The organism is Sphingomonas sp., from assembly GCF_041661885.1.
Taxonomy (GTDB): domain Bacteria; phylum Pseudomonadota; class Alphaproteobacteria; order Sphingomonadales; family Sphingomonadaceae; genus Sphingomonas.
In genome coordinates this window covers 143,481-156,374 of the sequence record NZ_JBAZTL010000004.1, presented here as the reverse complement: position 1 = coordinate 156,374, position 12,894 = coordinate 143,481, and the positions used below count along the sequence as shown (strand labels likewise).

The following is a 12,894-nucleotide window of genomic DNA, read 5'->3' as shown; positions in this document are numbered from 1 at the left end:
GGCGCGAATCACGGGAGATTGGACATGTCGGTGCTGCAAAAAATCGATCGCTATCTGAAGGCTACAGCGATGCCACCGACCAAATTCGGTCGGCTCGCGGTGCGCGACCCGCGCCTTGTCCACGATTTGCGGCGCGGTCGCGAACCTGGCCCGCGCATGGTGCGCCGGATCGAGGCTTTCCTCGCCGCGCAACAGGTGCAGCCATGAGCTGCGGCCCCGATGCCGCCACGCTGCTCCGCCGCGCGCTGGAACGCGACGCGCGCGCGCAAGGCTGTGCCATCGCGATCGGCACCTTGCACAGCACACGCTGGGCCAGCGCGACCTTCATCGGCGCGCAACATCGGCTGACGCTGGAGGCGCCCGATGATGCCGCGCTGGCCCGCTGGCTCGGTGCGTTGCCCGAAGCCGAACTGACGCTGCGCGGGCATCTCGTCGCCGATGTTACGGTAACCGCGCTCGCGCGGGTCGATGGGCACGCCGAGGCGACGATCGAGGTGCTGACGGTCGAAGCCTGACGCTTCGACCGGGCGCGATGGATTGTCGCGCGCGCGCGGCCCGGCTACGGCTGCACAATGTCCGATCCGCGCATCATTGCCGTAACCCTTGACGAACGCACCATCCTGTGGCGCTCGGCCGATATCGAGCAGGAACGGCGGATCGCGATTTTCGATCTGATCGAGGGCAACTATTTCGCGCCACAAAAGGTGTATCCCGACGGCTATGCCGGCCCGTACAAGATCGATCTGACGGTCGAGGAAGGACGGCTCGGCATCGCCATCCACCGCGAGGATGGCACCCATCTCGAAACCTATATCCTCGGCATGGGGCGCTTCCGCCGCCCGATCAAAGATTATTTCGCGATTTGCGACAGTTATTATCAGGCGATCCGCAACGCCACGCCCGCCCAGATCGAGACGGTCGATATGGCGCGGCGCGGCATCCACAATGAAGCGGCCGAGCTGCTGAAAGAGCGGCTGGAGGGCAAGATCGACATCGATTTCGATACAGCGCGTCGCCTGTTCACGCTGATTTGCGTCCTGCACATCAAAGGGTAAAGCGGGCGGCATGGGGCGTTGGAAAAAACGGATCGGCGTGGCCGGTGCCGTCATCATCACCATCGGGGTGGGCTATGCGACGGGCTGGGCCTGGATGCACCATTGGCGGCCGTCCGACCAATATCGCTTTCAGGGCGTGGATGTTGCCGAAGCGAACGGCGCGATCGACTGGTGGGCAGTGAAGCGCGCAGGCGCCGATTTTGCGTATGTCCGCGCGACCAGCGGTGCCGACAAGCGCGATGCACGCTTTCAGGAAAGTTGGGCCGGCCTTTATGAAACCGGGCTGCGGCGCGGTGCCAGCCATCTCTATTCGATCTGCCGCCTCGCCACCGACCAGGCCAACCTTTTCAACACCACCGTGCCGCGCGACGACAGCGCCTTGCCCGCCGCGCTGGAGCTCGATTTCGCCGAGGATTGCCCCACGCGCCCGGCTCCGCCCATCGTGCTCGACGAAGTGCGCCGCTACCTCACGATGGTCGAATCGCACACCGGCAAGCCGGTGCTGCTCAAGGTCAGCAAAGCGTTTGACGCGGCTTACGGTGTGACACTGGCGATCCCGCGCCCGGTCTGGGCGGTGCAGGATTTCTTTCCGCCCGATTATCCGGCACGACATTGGCGGATGTGGCAGGCAAATGGCACGCGGCGCATCGATGGCATCGACGGACCAATCCATTGGGATGTAGTGGCACCATGACCGACCATCACACTCGCGACAGCTTGATCGCGGCAGCACGCATCGCCGCGCGCAATGCGCACGCCCCTTATTCGCACTTCGCCGTCGGCGCGGCGGTGCTGCTGACGGACGGGCGCATCGTGACCGGGGCCAATTTCGAGAACGCCAGCTATGGCTTGTCGCTCTGCGCCGAAACGGTCGCGCTCGCCACCGTCAACAGCGGCGGAAACCTGCGCGAGGTGGTGGCGATTGGGGTGATTGGCGGGGTGATGGACGCAGATGGCCACCCGACCGGCACCACCCCGGTTGGACCGTGCGGACGCTGCCGCCAGATCATCAACGAAGCCGCCGACATGGCTGGGCGCGACATCATCGTGTGGTGCGGTGCCGCAGAAGGCGACGCGGTCGAGCGGCGCACCATTGCCGAGCTGCTGCCGCACGCCTTCGGGCCGAAGGATCTGGGGTTGGGCGCAGCGAAGTAGCCGCGCGGAACGAACGCGTCAGCGGCCCTCTTGCCCGCACTGGCATTTCCGGCGAAACGCGGAAAACGAAGGCCGACACCACAGGGGAAACATTCGCATGTCGATCATGTCCGACCGCTGGATCCGCGAGCAAGCGCTCGCCACCGGCATGATCAAGCCGTTCGTCGACGGGCAAAAGCGCGAGGGCTGCATCAGCTATGGCCTGTCGTCCTACGGTTATGACGCGCGCGTGTCGGATGAGTTCAAGATTTTCACCAATATCGACAGCGTCATCGTCGACCCCAAGGATTTTTCGGCAAACAGCTTTGTCGACCGCAAGACCGACGTCTGCATCATCCCGCCCAACAGCTTCGCGCTCGCGCGCACCGTCGAATATTTCCGCATCCCGCGTGATGTACTGGTGATTTGCCTCGGCAAATCGACCTATGCGCGCTGCGGCATCATCGTGAACGTTACCCCGCTGGAACCCGGCTGGGAGGGCCACGTCACGCTCGAATTTTCCAACACCACCCCGCTGCCCGCCAAAATCTACGCCAATGAAGGCGCGTGCCAGTTCCTGTTCCTCGAAGGCAATGAGCCGTGCGAGACCAGCTATGCCGACCGTGCGGGCAAATATATGGGCCAGCGCGGGGTGACGCTGCCGCGGCTGTAAGCGGGCTCAAATCAACGGAACCCTCCTCCTGCGGAAGAGGGGAGCATATCAGAATCCGGTCGCCAGAATTGGGTGGCGATTCCAGGCCCCCGTCCGTTCGTTTCGAGCGAAGCCGAGAAACCTGGCACAGCGCGTAGTGCTGTTTCTCGACTACGCTCGAAACGAACGGGTTAAAGTTCGATCTTCCCGGCCCAACAGGGCGTCCGCCCAATACTTAGCGAATGCATCAGGCCACAAAAAAGGCGGCCCCGAAGGACCGCCCTGATTGTGCATCGATCTCTCGCCAGCGATCAGAAATCGTTGCGATATTGCTCGTTGCCGATGAAACCGAGCTTCGACACGTTCGAGCGCTTGATGATCGCCAGAACCTTGTCGACTTTTTCGTAGCGCGCCGCCGGGTCGGGCTGGAAGTGCAGCTCCGGCTCGGGGTTGAGCTGGGTCGTCTGCACCAGATATTGCTGCAGCGTCGCCTCGTCGGTCGGCGCGCCGTTCCACAGGATCACGCCGTCCGGCTGGATGACGATCTTGTTCTTTTGCGGGTCGACGTCAGGCTTCTTGGCGTTCGGATCGTTGATCGGAAGATCGACCTTCACCGCGTGCGTCTGGATCGGGATGGTGATGATAAACATGATGAGCAACACGAGCATGACGTCAATCAGCGGCGTCGTGTTCATGTCCATCATGGGCTCGCCTTCGGCGCCGCCACTGCTGATTGCCATGTCAAATACTCCTTGGTGCTATCGCACGCATTACGCCGCCGGGCCGCCCGTGGGGGGTGGTTCCGAAATGAAGCCTACCTTGGCGAAACCAGCCGATTGCATCGTGTAGATCGCGCCACCGATGCAGCGATACGGCGCGTCCACGTCACCGCGAATATGTGCCTCGGGCAAATCGTCAGTCGTCAAATTCTGCGCACCGCCGGCCTTTTTGACAATCTCTTCGAGCTTGTCGGTCGCGCGCTTGAGCAGCTCCTCATGCGTAACCCGCGTCAAACCCCAATAGATCGCGCACTTGCCGTCGCTATCCTTGGTGATCGAGAGCGAGACGTTCTCGGGCTTGGTCACGGTCGGGTCGTACCGCACGTCGGGCAGCTTCAGCTTGACCGACTGCACGATCGCCGGAACCGTGATGAGGAAGATGATGAGCAACACCAGCATGACGTCGACGAGCGGCGTCGTATTGATGTCGGACATCGGGGCGTCATCGCCGCCGCCACCTGTACTAATCGCCATGAAAGGCCATCCTATTCGTGATCGTAAGGCCACCCGTAACGGGTGGCGGAAACTCGGGGCCGCGCTTTCACGCGGCCCCGGTTTTACCCCTTAAGCGCGCGGAGCAGCCGTGGTTGCTGCGGCGGGCTTTGCTGCAGTTGCGGCAGGAGCCTTCTTGCCGGGAGCAGCCGGACGAACTGCACCGTTCGAGGCAAGATAGCCGAGCACGTCGTTCGAGAACGCGCTCAGATGCTCGGCAATTGCCTTGTTGCGGCGCTGCAGGAAGTTGAAGGCGAGCACGGCCGGAACCGCGACAACCAGACCGAACGCCGTCATGATGAGCGATTCACCAACCGGCCCTGCAACCTTGTCGATCGAAGCCTGGCCAGCCTGGCCGATGCCGATCAGCGCGCGGTAAATACCAAGCACCGTACCGAACAAACCGACGAACGGTGCGGTTGCGCCGACCGTTGCAAGGAAGGCGAGACCGCCACCGAGCTGCGAGTTGATCGTCGCTTCCGAACGCGCGAGCGAACCGTGCAGCCAGTCATGCGCTTCGACCGGGTCGGTCAGGCGCGCATGTTGTTCCTGCGCTTCGACGCCGTCATCGACGATCTGCTTGTAAGCCGAGTTCTTCTCGAGCTTGGCAGCGCCTTCACGCAGCGAGTTCGACGACCAGAAGGTCGCGCGAACGCGCCGGCCCTGGTTGATGATCTTCTGCTGTTCGAACAGCTTGGTGAACAGGATGTAGAGCGTGAAGAACAGGAAGATGGTCAGGATTGCAGCCGTCGTCCAGGTGACGGGGCCGCCCTGCTTCATCGCGTTCATGAAACCGAAATTGTCGGCAGCCGATGCACCGGCAGCAAGAATGGTGGTGGACATTGCGAAGACTTCCTTCTCGAAAATTGCCCGTGCGCCTCACCCCGGAGGCCGCACGGGAGGATGGTTTATTCAGGCAAGCGCCAAACGACGTTACGCGAAGACGACGAGCGAGTTGGATTGCCAGCCCCGTCCAGAGCAGGCGTATACCGCCCACGCCGCGTAATGAGGGAACACGCAGTACGATCGAGCGCAGTGTTGCCGCTCGATGCGACCACGACGCAGTTCTCGACACGACCGGCGGCGTTGATCTCCCACTTGATCTTGCTCGTGCCCTGCGCCTGCGCGTTCAAAGCGTCAGACGGATAGTCATCGTTCGAAATCCAATCATTGGGATTACCCTTTGCACCGGCCTGCTTGCTGATCGTTGGCGCTGGCGGGGCAGCAACCGGCACCGGGGCCGGTGCTGCGGCGCGCGGCGTAATTACCAACGCGGGTGGCGGAACGGCAACCGAGACCACAGGCGGCGGCGGAGCGGTAACGCGCACGATTGGCGGCGGCGACACGACCGGCGGGGTCTGAAGCTGCGGCTGCTCGGGCGGCGGGGGCGGCGGTTTGTCGGGTGGCGGCGGCGGTGGTTCGACGACGTCGAACGTGTTCAGTTTTTCGGTTACCTTCTTGATATATTTGAAGGTCAGACCGTTCACGAAACCCCACGCGAACAGCGCGACGATGATCGACACGATCACAATCGAAACCACGCGGCTGCCACTCGTATTGCGATCAGCGTAAGCCATTCAGAAACGAAACTCCTCTATTCCGGTCACGACGGTCCAAGCCGATCCGTAACGTCCGCTCGTTATTCCGGCCTGTCATGGGCTAGTATATCCTGGACAGGCCCAACCTCTATCGCGCCGAAAACAACGACGCAAACGCTTTGTCTCACGCAACAAACGTACAACCGGCGCATGGCAGAATTATTTCTGTATAAAAATTGCTTCCTCGGATACCCGTTGCGAATGCCAAAGTTCCCAAAAATCGCCCTTGCAGCCACGATTACCGCGCTTTCCGCGCCATTCCTTGCTGCACAGCAACATATTCCCATCGCTCCAGAAAGCGTCGCGCCAGCACCTGCTTATGCCGACTATGCCGACCTTGCCGTGGCGGCTCCGGTGATCGTGGATGCGACCATCAGAAGCGCCTTGCGCCTGAAGCCCGCCGATTCGCCGGACCTGCCGACGGGTATGGCGCGACTCTATATCGAGGCCGATGTCACCGCCCTGATTCGCGGCACCGACGCCGTCCCGCCACGGCTGGGCTATATACTCGACGTGCCGCTCGACGCGCGCGGTCGCGCACCGCAATATCGCAAGAGCCGCGTCCTGCTGTTCGCGCGGACCGTGGCGGGCAATGCCGGGCAAATCCAGCTCATCCGGCCCGATGCGCAGCGTGGATGGTCCGTGGGTGGCGACGCGTTGACGCGGCGGATCGTGCGCGAGGCGCTCGCACCCGACGCGCCCCCGGTGGTGACCGGAATCGCCAATGCCTTCCACACGCCGGGTGACCTGCCCGGCTCGGGCGAGACGCAAATCTTCCTGTCGACCGCCGATAACCGACCGATTTCGCTCACGATCGAACGCAAACCGGGGCAGGCGCCACGCTGGACGGTCGCATTGGGCGAAGTGGTCGATGCTGCGGCACCGCCGCCGCCGCGCGACACGTTATTATGGTATCGACTGGCCTGCACCCTGCCCGCGACCTTGCCCGAGGCGGCTTTGCATTCGTCGGGCGACGACGCCAGCGTCGCACGCGACGATTACGCCATCGTCATCAACGCGCTTGGAGCATGTGACCGGGGCGGACGCCGTTAATCGCGCGCGGCGACGCGCAGCACCTGCCCGGTGGAGGATCGCGCCGCCACCAGAAAGCGCGCGGCGGCGATAACATCGTCCGCGCGCGCGCCAGCGCCCAAATCCAGCGCGGCGACGCGCATACCCGGTGCGGCGTCCCCTGCGACCGCGCCGATGGCGGCGATCAAGACCGCACGGTCCAATTTTGGGACGGTTTCGGCGATCAGCAACAGCACCAATGCGTCCCGATCCCGCGAATCGGATACGCTATGGCGTAGGTCAGCAAGCGCGGTCGCATCGGTGGCGGGCACGATTCGCGCCTGCCCCGCCAATGCGGCCGCCACCGCTTGGATCACCGGCGGTTCCGCACCAGCGTGATCCCGATTGATTCGCCCGCTTCGGCAATGGCGAGCTTGACGATCGAAACTTCGACTCGCGTCACGCGCGCGTCCTGCAGGAACAGCGTTTCGCAAATGTGTTCGGCAACGGCCTCGACCAGCGTGAAATGCACACCCGTCGGCAGCGCCGTCGTCGCGGCATGTTTCAAATCGAGATAGTTTTTCGAGGCCGACAGCGGGGTATCGGGATCGAAGCGATCGGGCACCTGCAACTCCACCGTCAGCGAGATGCGCAGCGGTTGCGGCAGATGCGTCTCCTCCGAATAGATGCCGGTCAGCACCATCACTTCGAGATCGTGGACGTTCAGCGTCAGGCGGTCAGTCAAATCTTGCCCTTCTTGTCGATATGGGCGCGCGCCATAGCAGATCGCGGGCGCAGGGGAACCGTCACGCGGCGGCGCTGCTCCGCGCCGATGCGGCAGCGTGCCAGCGGTGCAGATGGACGAAGCCCTCCGGCACCGTCAGCCGCGCGGCCTTGGCAAAATCGACCGTGACGAGCGCCGATATATCCGCAAAGCTGTACGCATCGGTCGCAATCCACGCACGCCCCGCCAGATGCGCATCGAGCGCAGCCGTGAACGCCGCCCACAAAATACCGCCGCGTTCGGCCAATTCGGGAATTTGCGGAATGGCGGGCCATTTGCCGGCAATGCCGCGATCACGAAACGCCTCGCGCTCATTGCGCAGGACATAGACGACGGCGGCATAGCCCTCCTGCTCGATCCGCCGTGTCCACGATTCGATCCGCGCAATGTCGAGCGCGCCGTCGCCGAACAGCGGCGGTTCCGGCTGCAATGCCTCGAAATACCGGCAAATCGCCGACGATTCGCACAGCACCTCGCCCGAATCGAGTTCAAGCGCGGGCACCACCCCACGCGGATTGATCTGGAGGAACGCCGCGCCCAAATGCTCACCGCTGCGCAAATCAACCAATACGCGGTCGACCTCAATTCCCTTTTCCGCCAAATAGATGCGGACGCGACGCGGGCTTGGTGCCCAGGCGGCATCATAGAGTTTCACGCATACTCCCCCATTCGACTTGCGTTCAGCGTGGTGGAGGCTAAAGCGCGCGGCCCCTTCGGTCTATGGGCCCGTTCCAGCGGGACACACGAAGGGCGAGGAAACCGCCGTGATCGAATTCGTGCCGATTGCCGATGTGGCGCCCGCTGCGGTCGAGGAATTGCTCGACCGTGCCTTCGGGCCGGACCGACACGAGCGCACCGCTTATCGCATCCGTGCAGGCATGGCCGCGATTCCGGCGCTGAGCTTTGCCGCACTCGAGGAGGGCGCGGTGGTGGGCACGATCCAATGCTGGCCGATCCGCTTTGTCGGGGATGACGGGCGGGATGTAGCGATGGTGCAGCTTGGCCCGGTCGCGGTCGAACCCGGGCGGCAGCAAGGCGGCATCGGGCGCGCGCTCACCGCGCACGCACTGGCGGCGGCGGAGCTTGCTGGCCTGGCGGATGCAATCACGCTGATCGGCGACCCCGAATATTATGGGCGCTTCTTCGGTTTCGATGCCGCGTGCACGGCGGAATGGCGCGTGCCCGGCGCGGTCGAGCGGCATCGCCTACTCGCGCGCGGCGACAAAGTACCGAGCGGAGCGGGCCTGCTCGCGCCACGGATCGTCGCGCTGGCCTGACCCGGGTTTACGCAACGAGCCGCCTGCCCTACCGCCGCTGTCATGCCGATGGAGCCGATCCCCGATCTTGCCGCTTTGTCGCTCGCCGACATTGCGCGCCTTGCCGAAGCGCGCAAATTGCCCCCGGTCGAGCGCTGGAACCCAACGCATTGCGGCGACAGCGAAATGCGCATCGCGCGCGATGGGACGTGGTTTCACCAGGGCTCGCCAATCGGGCGCGAGGCAATGGTGCGGCTGTTCTCGACGATCCTGCGGCGCGAAGCCAATGGCGGCTATGTGCTGGTCACCCCGGTCGAGAAGCTCGACATCGTGGTCGAGGATGCCCCCTTCGTCGCGGTCGAGATGAAGGTGTCGGGCGAAGGCAAGGCGACGACGCTCACCTTCCGGCTCAATACCGGCGATCTGGTCACCGCCGATGCCGACCATGCGTTGCGCTTCGAGCCGCGCGAGGATGGCCCGCGCCCCTATCTGCACGTGCGCGCCGGGCTCGATGCGGTGGTGGCACGCGCGGTCTATTACGACCTCGCGCAACGCGCGATCGATGGCGGCGACGCGCCGCCCGGCGTGTGGAGCGCGGGCATTTTCTTTCCGCTGGAGCCCGTCGCATGACGCTCGTCGCGCGCCTGCAAACTGCGTTGACGGCGGGCCACGCCGATACCGTGCTGCTGACCGGCGACCATGTCGATGCCGATGCGATCGTCACCCCGCTGGCACAGGCGGCGGTGCTGATCCCGGTCACCGATCGTGCCGAACCGGGCGTGATCCTGACGCGACGCACCGACACGCTGTCGCGCCACGCCGGGCAAATCGCCTTCCCCGGCGGACGGATCGATCCGGGCGATGCCGGGCCGGTCGCCGCCGCGTTGCGCGAAGCCGAGGAAGAAATCGCCTTGCCGCGCACGCACGTCCGCATCGTCGGCGAGGCCGATCGCTATCGCACCGTCACCGGCTTCGAGGTGACCCCGGTGATCGGCGTGGTGCCGCCCGATTTGGTCTTCATCCCCGCCGCCGCCGAAGTGGCCGAAGTGTTCGAGGTTCCGCTCGGCTTCCTGCTCGATTCGGGCAACCATATCGAGGCGAGCGTCGAGTGGCAGGGCCGCAACCGGCATTATTATGAGATTTTGTGGGGGGACCATCGCATCTGGGGTGCCACCGCCGCGATGATCGTCAACCTTTCGCGGCGGCTGCGATGGATCGCCTGACGCTGCCCGATGCGCCGTGGCGGCAGCGCGCGGGGCTGGCCGAATTGTGCCAGGTGCTCGGCACCACGCGCGGCGAAACGCGCTTCGTCGGTGGCGCAGTGCGCGATTCGCTGCTTGGGCTGGACGTTGCCGATGTCGATCTGGCGACGCGCCACCCGCCCGAGGACGTGATCGACCTGCTCGCGCGCGCGCGGATTCGCGCGGTGCCGACCGGTCTCGCCCACGGCACGATCACGGCGGTGCTGGCGGATGGTTCGCCGGTCGAGGTTACCACGCTGCGCAGCGACGTTGCGACCGACGGACGCCGCGCCACCGTCGCCTTCACCGACGATTGGCGCGAGGATGCCGCGCGCCGCGATTTCACGATCAACGCGCTTTATGCCGATCCGCAAACGGGCGAGATTTTCGATTATTTCGAAGGCCTTGTCGATCTGGCGGCACGGCGCGTGCGCTTCATCGGTGATCCGTTGCAGCGCATCGCCGAGGATCATTTGCGCATCCTGCGCTTCTTCCGCTTCCACGCACGCTTTGGCGATACACCGGACGCGGCGGGGCTGGATGCCTGCACCGCGCGCGCCAACGATTTGATGGCATTGTCGCGCGAACGAATCGCAGCGGAGTTGCTCAAGCTGCTGGTCGCCCCCAATGCGGTGGCGACGCTGCGGCTGATGGTCGAGCGCGGAATCTTCCGACCGGTCCTGCCCGAAATCACCGCCGAGGGCGTCGAGGCATTCGCCGACATTACGGGCAGCGAGACGCTGGCAGGCCTGACCCCGGACCCGATCCGTCGCCTCGCCGCGGTCCTGCCGTGCGACGCGAAGATCGGCGAAGATGTCGCCGCACGACTGAAACTGTCGAACGCGCAGCGCAAACGGATCGTCTCCGCGCTCAAACCCGATCTCGCCGCCCCGCAGGCGCTTGCCTATCGACTCGGGCAGGAGGGCGCGATCGATCGCATATTGCTTCATACCCCGGCGGCGATGGAGCGCGTGCTGGCGGTGCGTCAGATCCTCGACTGGGTCGCCCCCAGCTTCCCGGTTAATGGCGGGGCGCTCGTCGCGCGCGGCGTGGACAAGGGCCCCGATGTCGCGCGGCTGCTGAAGCTGGTTGAAAATCAGTGGATCGCCGAGGATTTTCCCTCAGCCGAGCGCGCCAACGCCATTGCCGACGCCGCCGTTGCTCAATTCTTGCGCGACTCCAGCATCGCATAGGCCGCCTCGGCCTCTAGTGGCCGCGCGTACAGGTAACCCTGTCCGTAGGTGCAGCCCAATGCCGCCAGCGTCTGCGACAATTCGTTGGTTTCGATCCCCTCGGCGATGGTCTTCATGCCCAACGCCTGGGCGAGTGACAGGATCGCGCGCACGATCGCAATTTTGTCGCGATCGGCCAACATGCCCGTCACGAAGCTGCGATCGATCTTGAGGATGTCGATCGGCAGTTTCTGGAGATAGGCGAGATTGGAATAGCCGGTGCCGAAATCATCCATCGCAATGGTGGTGCCGAGCGCCTTCAACGCGTGCATGATGCCGGCCATGCGATCCGGATCGGTGACCAATGCGCTTTCGGTCAGTTCCAGCGTAAAGCGCGATCCTTCCAGCCCATAAGCGGCAAGCGCCGACTGTACGACCGGCGCAATCGCATCGCGCTGCAACTGGATTGCCGACAGGTTCACCGCGAGTTTGATCCCGCAATCGCCGCCCATCCGCGCATCCCATTGCGCCAGGGTCGCCGCCGCTTCCTGAATCGCCCAGCGTCCCAGCGGCACGATCAACCCCGATTCCTCGGCCACCGGAATGAAATCGTTGGGCGAATACTCCACCCCCGCCTCATCGCGCCACCGCGCGAGCGATTCGAACGACACCAGCCGCCCCGTCGCGAGATCGCAAATCGGCTGGAAGGTCAGCCGCATCTGCCCGCGCTCGATCGCGCGGCGTAGCGCGGTTTCCATGCCGAATTGTTCACGCGCCAGGTCAAAGGCCTGCGTCTGATAGGCCTCGGTCTTGCCGGTTCCCTTGGAGCGCTTGACCGCGAATTGCGCGTGCCGGATCAACTCCTCGCCATCGTCGATCGTGGCCGTGCCGAATGCAATGCCGATCGAACAGGCCACGCGAATCTCGAAATCCGACAGGCGGAAGGGCGTGGAAAGCGCGCCCTGTATGCGCTTGGCGACATGATCGGCATCACCCGGCCCGTCCTCCAATGTCAGCAAAATCCCGAATTCGTCGCCGCCCGTGCGCGCCAGCACGTCCTGCGCGCGCAATGCCCCCTTCAGGCGACGCGCCACGGTAATGAGCAGCTCATCGCCCGCCATCGACCCCAGACACGCATTGACCCGGCTGAAACGATCGAGATCGACGACCAGAACCGCATAGCGCGTGCGCGACGCCGGATCGTCGAGCAACGTCTCCAGCCGATCGCTGAAGCCCGCGCGATTGGGCAGGCCGGTCAAACTGTCGGTGAGCATTTCGCGACGCAAATTATGCTCGGTTCGCAGTTCGGCGGTCTGATCGACCAGAATCAGGACACAGCGGTGGTCGGAGTTGCGCGCCAGTCGCGCCAGGGTCGCCTGATAATAATGGCAATCGACCGCATCGCCATATTCGATCGGAAATTCGGCACGGAGCGAATCCCCGCGGATAAAGTCGACAATCCGCTGCTCGATCTGCGCGACCAGCGAGCATCGCCGGTCGCCAATGCCCAGGCCCGCAATCTCATAGGCGCGGTTGGCGGCCTGCACCACCACGCCCGCATCCTGCAGCGCCACCATCACCGCGGGAACCGGCAACAGCTCGATAACGCGGGAGGCCATCGTCAGCGACGGCGTATCGTCCTTGCCCTGCGTCGGTACATCCACCGCAGTCGAATGGTTCAGGGCAGGATACGAAACAAACGCCATTGCCGTAGCGATAG

Annotated in this window: 19 protein-coding genes; 11 read left to right on the top strand and 8 right to left on the bottom strand. The window is 64.1% G+C overall.

Translation table 11 applies throughout. From position 1 onward, the window contains the following. Positions 1–24: 24 nt before the first annotated feature. The 6 genes from WC704_RS09555 to dcd all read left to right on the top strand — a co-directional run bounded on the left by WC704_RS09555 (position 25) and on the right by dcd (position 2,862). Positions 25–207, top strand: coding sequence for a hypothetical protein (locus WC704_RS09555; protein WP_029623047.1), 183 nt, complete (start codon positions 25–27; stop codon positions 205–207). Next, the gene (locus WC704_RS09550) at positions 204–515 is read left to right on the top strand and encodes a hypothetical protein (protein WP_372889688.1); all 312 of its coding nucleotides are present in this window, start codon (positions 204–206) and stop codon (positions 513–515) included. The genes WC704_RS09555 and WC704_RS09550 overlap by 4 nt, the downstream gene beginning before the upstream one ends. A 57-nt stretch (positions 516–572) precedes the next feature. Beyond that, on the top strand, positions 573–1,055 hold the full coding sequence (locus WC704_RS09545) for a UPF0262 family protein (RefSeq protein WP_372889687.1): 483 nt from the start codon (positions 573–575) through the stop codon (positions 1,053–1,055). Positions 1,056–1,065: 10 nt separating this feature from the next. Continuing rightward, positions 1,066–1,749 carry a GH25 family lysozyme gene (locus tag WC704_RS09540; RefSeq protein WP_372889686.1) on the top strand — a complete coding sequence of 228 codons (684 nt, stop codon included), beginning with the start codon at positions 1,066–1,068 and terminating at the stop codon, positions 1,747–1,749. Then, positions 1,746–2,210 carry a cytidine deaminase gene (locus WC704_RS09535; protein ID WP_372889685.1) on the top strand — a complete coding sequence of 155 codons (465 nt, stop codon included), beginning with the start codon at positions 1,746–1,748 and terminating at the stop codon, positions 2,208–2,210. Before WC704_RS09540 ends, WC704_RS09535 begins: the two co-directional genes overlap by 4 nt. A gap of 97 nt (positions 2,211–2,307) precedes the next feature. Then, positions 2,308–2,862, top strand: a complete 555-nt coding sequence (dcd, locus tag WC704_RS09530) for a dCTP deaminase (RefSeq protein ID WP_372889684.1) — start codon at positions 2,308–2,310, stop codon at positions 2,860–2,862. Between the two features lie 290 nt (positions 2,863–3,152). Here dcd and WC704_RS09525 read toward each other — a convergent pair whose 3' ends face one another. The 4 genes from WC704_RS09525 to WC704_RS09510 form a co-directional block, all read right to left on the bottom strand. Beyond that, positions 3,153–3,581: an ExbD/TolR family protein gene (locus WC704_RS09525; RefSeq protein ID WP_372889683.1), complete on the bottom strand. Its 429-nt coding sequence runs from the start codon at positions 3,579–3,581 to the stop codon at positions 3,153–3,155. A 30-nt stretch (positions 3,582–3,611) separates the two neighbouring features. Further along, positions 3,612–4,094, bottom strand: a complete 483-nt coding sequence (locus WC704_RS09520) for an ExbD/TolR family protein (RefSeq protein WP_372889682.1) — start codon at positions 4,092–4,094, stop codon at positions 3,612–3,614. A 90-nt stretch (positions 4,095–4,184) separates the two neighbouring features. Next, the gene (locus WC704_RS09515) at positions 4,185–4,955 is read right to left on the bottom strand and encodes a MotA/TolQ/ExbB proton channel family protein (protein WP_372889681.1); all 771 of its coding nucleotides are present in this window, start codon (positions 4,953–4,955) and stop codon (positions 4,185–4,187) included. A 65-nt stretch (positions 4,956–5,020) separates the two neighbouring features. Then, positions 5,021–5,689 (bottom strand): energy transducer TonB, encoded by a 669-nt coding sequence (locus WC704_RS09510; protein ID WP_372889680.1) that lies wholly within the window; start codon positions 5,687–5,689, stop codon positions 5,021–5,023. 222 nt (positions 5,690–5,911) lie between these two features. Between WC704_RS09510 and WC704_RS09505 the strand changes: the two genes are divergently transcribed. Further along, on the top strand, positions 5,912–6,763 hold the full coding sequence (locus WC704_RS09505) for a hypothetical protein (protein WP_372889679.1): 852 nt from the start codon (positions 5,912–5,914) through the stop codon (positions 6,761–6,763). On the opposite strand, the gene WC704_RS09500 is transcribed toward WC704_RS09505, so the two are convergent. The 3 genes from WC704_RS09500 to WC704_RS09490 all read right to left on the bottom strand — a co-directional run bounded on the left by WC704_RS09500 (position 6,760) and on the right by WC704_RS09490 (position 8,160). Then, positions 6,760–7,098, bottom strand: a complete 339-nt coding sequence (locus tag WC704_RS09500; RefSeq protein ID WP_372889678.1) for a Rossmann fold domain-containing protein — start codon at positions 7,096–7,098, stop codon at positions 6,760–6,762. The genes WC704_RS09505 and WC704_RS09500 overlap by 4 nt on opposite strands. Further along, positions 7,095–7,466, bottom strand: a complete 372-nt coding sequence (locus WC704_RS09495) for a dihydroneopterin aldolase (protein WP_372889677.1) — start codon at positions 7,464–7,466, stop codon at positions 7,095–7,097. The genes WC704_RS09500 and WC704_RS09495 overlap by 4 nt, the downstream gene beginning before the upstream one ends. A 61-nt stretch (positions 7,467–7,527) precedes the next feature. Then, a complete protein-coding gene (locus tag WC704_RS09490; protein WP_372889676.1) occupies positions 7,528–8,160 on the bottom strand; it encodes a glutathione S-transferase family protein in 633 nt (210 codons plus the stop codon). A gap of 109 nt (positions 8,161–8,269) precedes the next feature. On the opposite strand from WC704_RS09490, the gene WC704_RS09485 reads away from it, so the two are divergent. The 4 genes from WC704_RS09485 to WC704_RS09470 are packed head-to-tail and all read left to right on the top strand — an operon-like array spanning position 8,270 to position 11,195. Further along, positions 8,270–8,782, top strand: coding sequence for a GNAT family N-acetyltransferase (locus tag WC704_RS09485; protein ID WP_372889675.1), 513 nt, complete (start codon positions 8,270–8,272; stop codon positions 8,780–8,782). Between the two features lie 42 nt (positions 8,783–8,824). Continuing rightward, a complete protein-coding gene (locus WC704_RS09480) occupies positions 8,825–9,391 on the top strand; it encodes a DUF1285 domain-containing protein (RefSeq protein ID WP_372889674.1) in 567 nt (188 codons plus the stop codon). Then, positions 9,388–9,984, top strand: a complete 597-nt coding sequence (locus tag WC704_RS09475) for a CoA pyrophosphatase (protein WP_372889673.1) — start codon at positions 9,388–9,390, stop codon at positions 9,982–9,984. Before WC704_RS09480 ends, WC704_RS09475 begins: the two co-directional genes overlap by 4 nt. After that, positions 9,972–11,195: a CCA tRNA nucleotidyltransferase gene (locus tag WC704_RS09470; RefSeq protein WP_372889672.1), complete on the top strand. Its 1,224-nt coding sequence runs from the start codon at positions 9,972–9,974 to the stop codon at positions 11,193–11,195. The genes WC704_RS09475 and WC704_RS09470 overlap by 13 nt, the downstream gene beginning before the upstream one ends. Here the strand turns inward: WC704_RS09470 and WC704_RS09465 are convergent. Then, complete coding sequence (locus WC704_RS09465) at positions 11,165–12,880, bottom strand: putative bifunctional diguanylate cyclase/phosphodiesterase (protein ID WP_372889671.1); 1,716 nt, start codon at positions 12,878–12,880, stop codon at positions 11,165–11,167. The two genes, WC704_RS09470 and WC704_RS09465, sit on opposite strands and share 31 nt — an antisense overlap. Positions 12,881–12,894: the final 14 nt, after the last annotated feature.

What these genes read in the sequence shown, in the direction of transcription:
- WC704_RS09555 (WP_029623047.1), top strand. Translation starts at nt 25, where the DNA reads ATGTCGGTGCTGCAAAAAATCGATCGCTATCTGAAGGCTACAGCGATG.
- WC704_RS09550 (WP_372889688.1), top strand. Translation starts at nt 204, where the DNA reads ATGAGCTGCGGCCCCGATGCCGCCACGCTGCTCCGCCGCGCGCTGGAA.
- WC704_RS09545 (WP_372889687.1), top strand. Translation starts at nt 573, where the DNA reads ATGTCCGATCCGCGCATCATTGCCGTAACCCTTGACGAACGCACCATC.
- WC704_RS09540 (WP_372889686.1), top strand. Translation starts at nt 1,066, where the DNA reads ATGGGGCGTTGGAAAAAACGGATCGGCGTGGCCGGTGCCGTCATCATC.
- WC704_RS09535 (WP_372889685.1), top strand. Translation starts at nt 1,746, where the DNA reads ATGACCGACCATCACACTCGCGACAGCTTGATCGCGGCAGCACGCATC.
- dcd (WP_372889684.1), top strand. Translation starts at nt 2,308, where the DNA reads ATGTCGATCATGTCCGACCGCTGGATCCGCGAGCAAGCGCTCGCCACC.
- WC704_RS09525 (WP_372889683.1), bottom strand. Translation starts at nt 3,581, where the DNA reads ATGGCAATCAGCAGTGGCGGCGCCGAAGGCGAGCCCATGATGGACATG.
- WC704_RS09520 (WP_372889682.1), bottom strand. Translation starts at nt 4,094, where the DNA reads ATGGCGATTAGTACAGGTGGCGGCGGCGATGACGCCCCGATGTCCGAC.
- WC704_RS09515 (WP_372889681.1), bottom strand. Translation starts at nt 4,955, where the DNA reads ATGTCCACCACCATTCTTGCTGCCGGTGCATCGGCTGCCGACAATTTC.
- WC704_RS09510 (WP_372889680.1), bottom strand. Translation starts at nt 5,689, where the DNA reads ATGGCTTACGCTGATCGCAATACGAGTGGCAGCCGCGTGGTTTCGATT.
- WC704_RS09505 (WP_372889679.1), top strand. Translation starts at nt 5,912, where the DNA reads ATGCCAAAGTTCCCAAAAATCGCCCTTGCAGCCACGATTACCGCGCTT.
- WC704_RS09480 (WP_372889674.1), top strand. Translation starts at nt 8,825, where the DNA reads ATGCCGATGGAGCCGATCCCCGATCTTGCCGCTTTGTCGCTCGCCGAC.
- WC704_RS09475 (WP_372889673.1), top strand. Translation starts at nt 9,388, where the DNA reads ATGACGCTCGTCGCGCGCCTGCAAACTGCGTTGACGGCGGGCCACGCC.
- WC704_RS09470 (WP_372889672.1), top strand. Translation starts at nt 9,972, where the DNA reads ATGGATCGCCTGACGCTGCCCGATGCGCCGTGGCGGCAGCGCGCGGGG.
- WC704_RS09465 (WP_372889671.1), bottom strand. Translation starts at nt 12,880, where the DNA reads ATGGCGTTTGTTTCGTATCCTGCCCTGAACCATTCGACTGCGGTGGAT.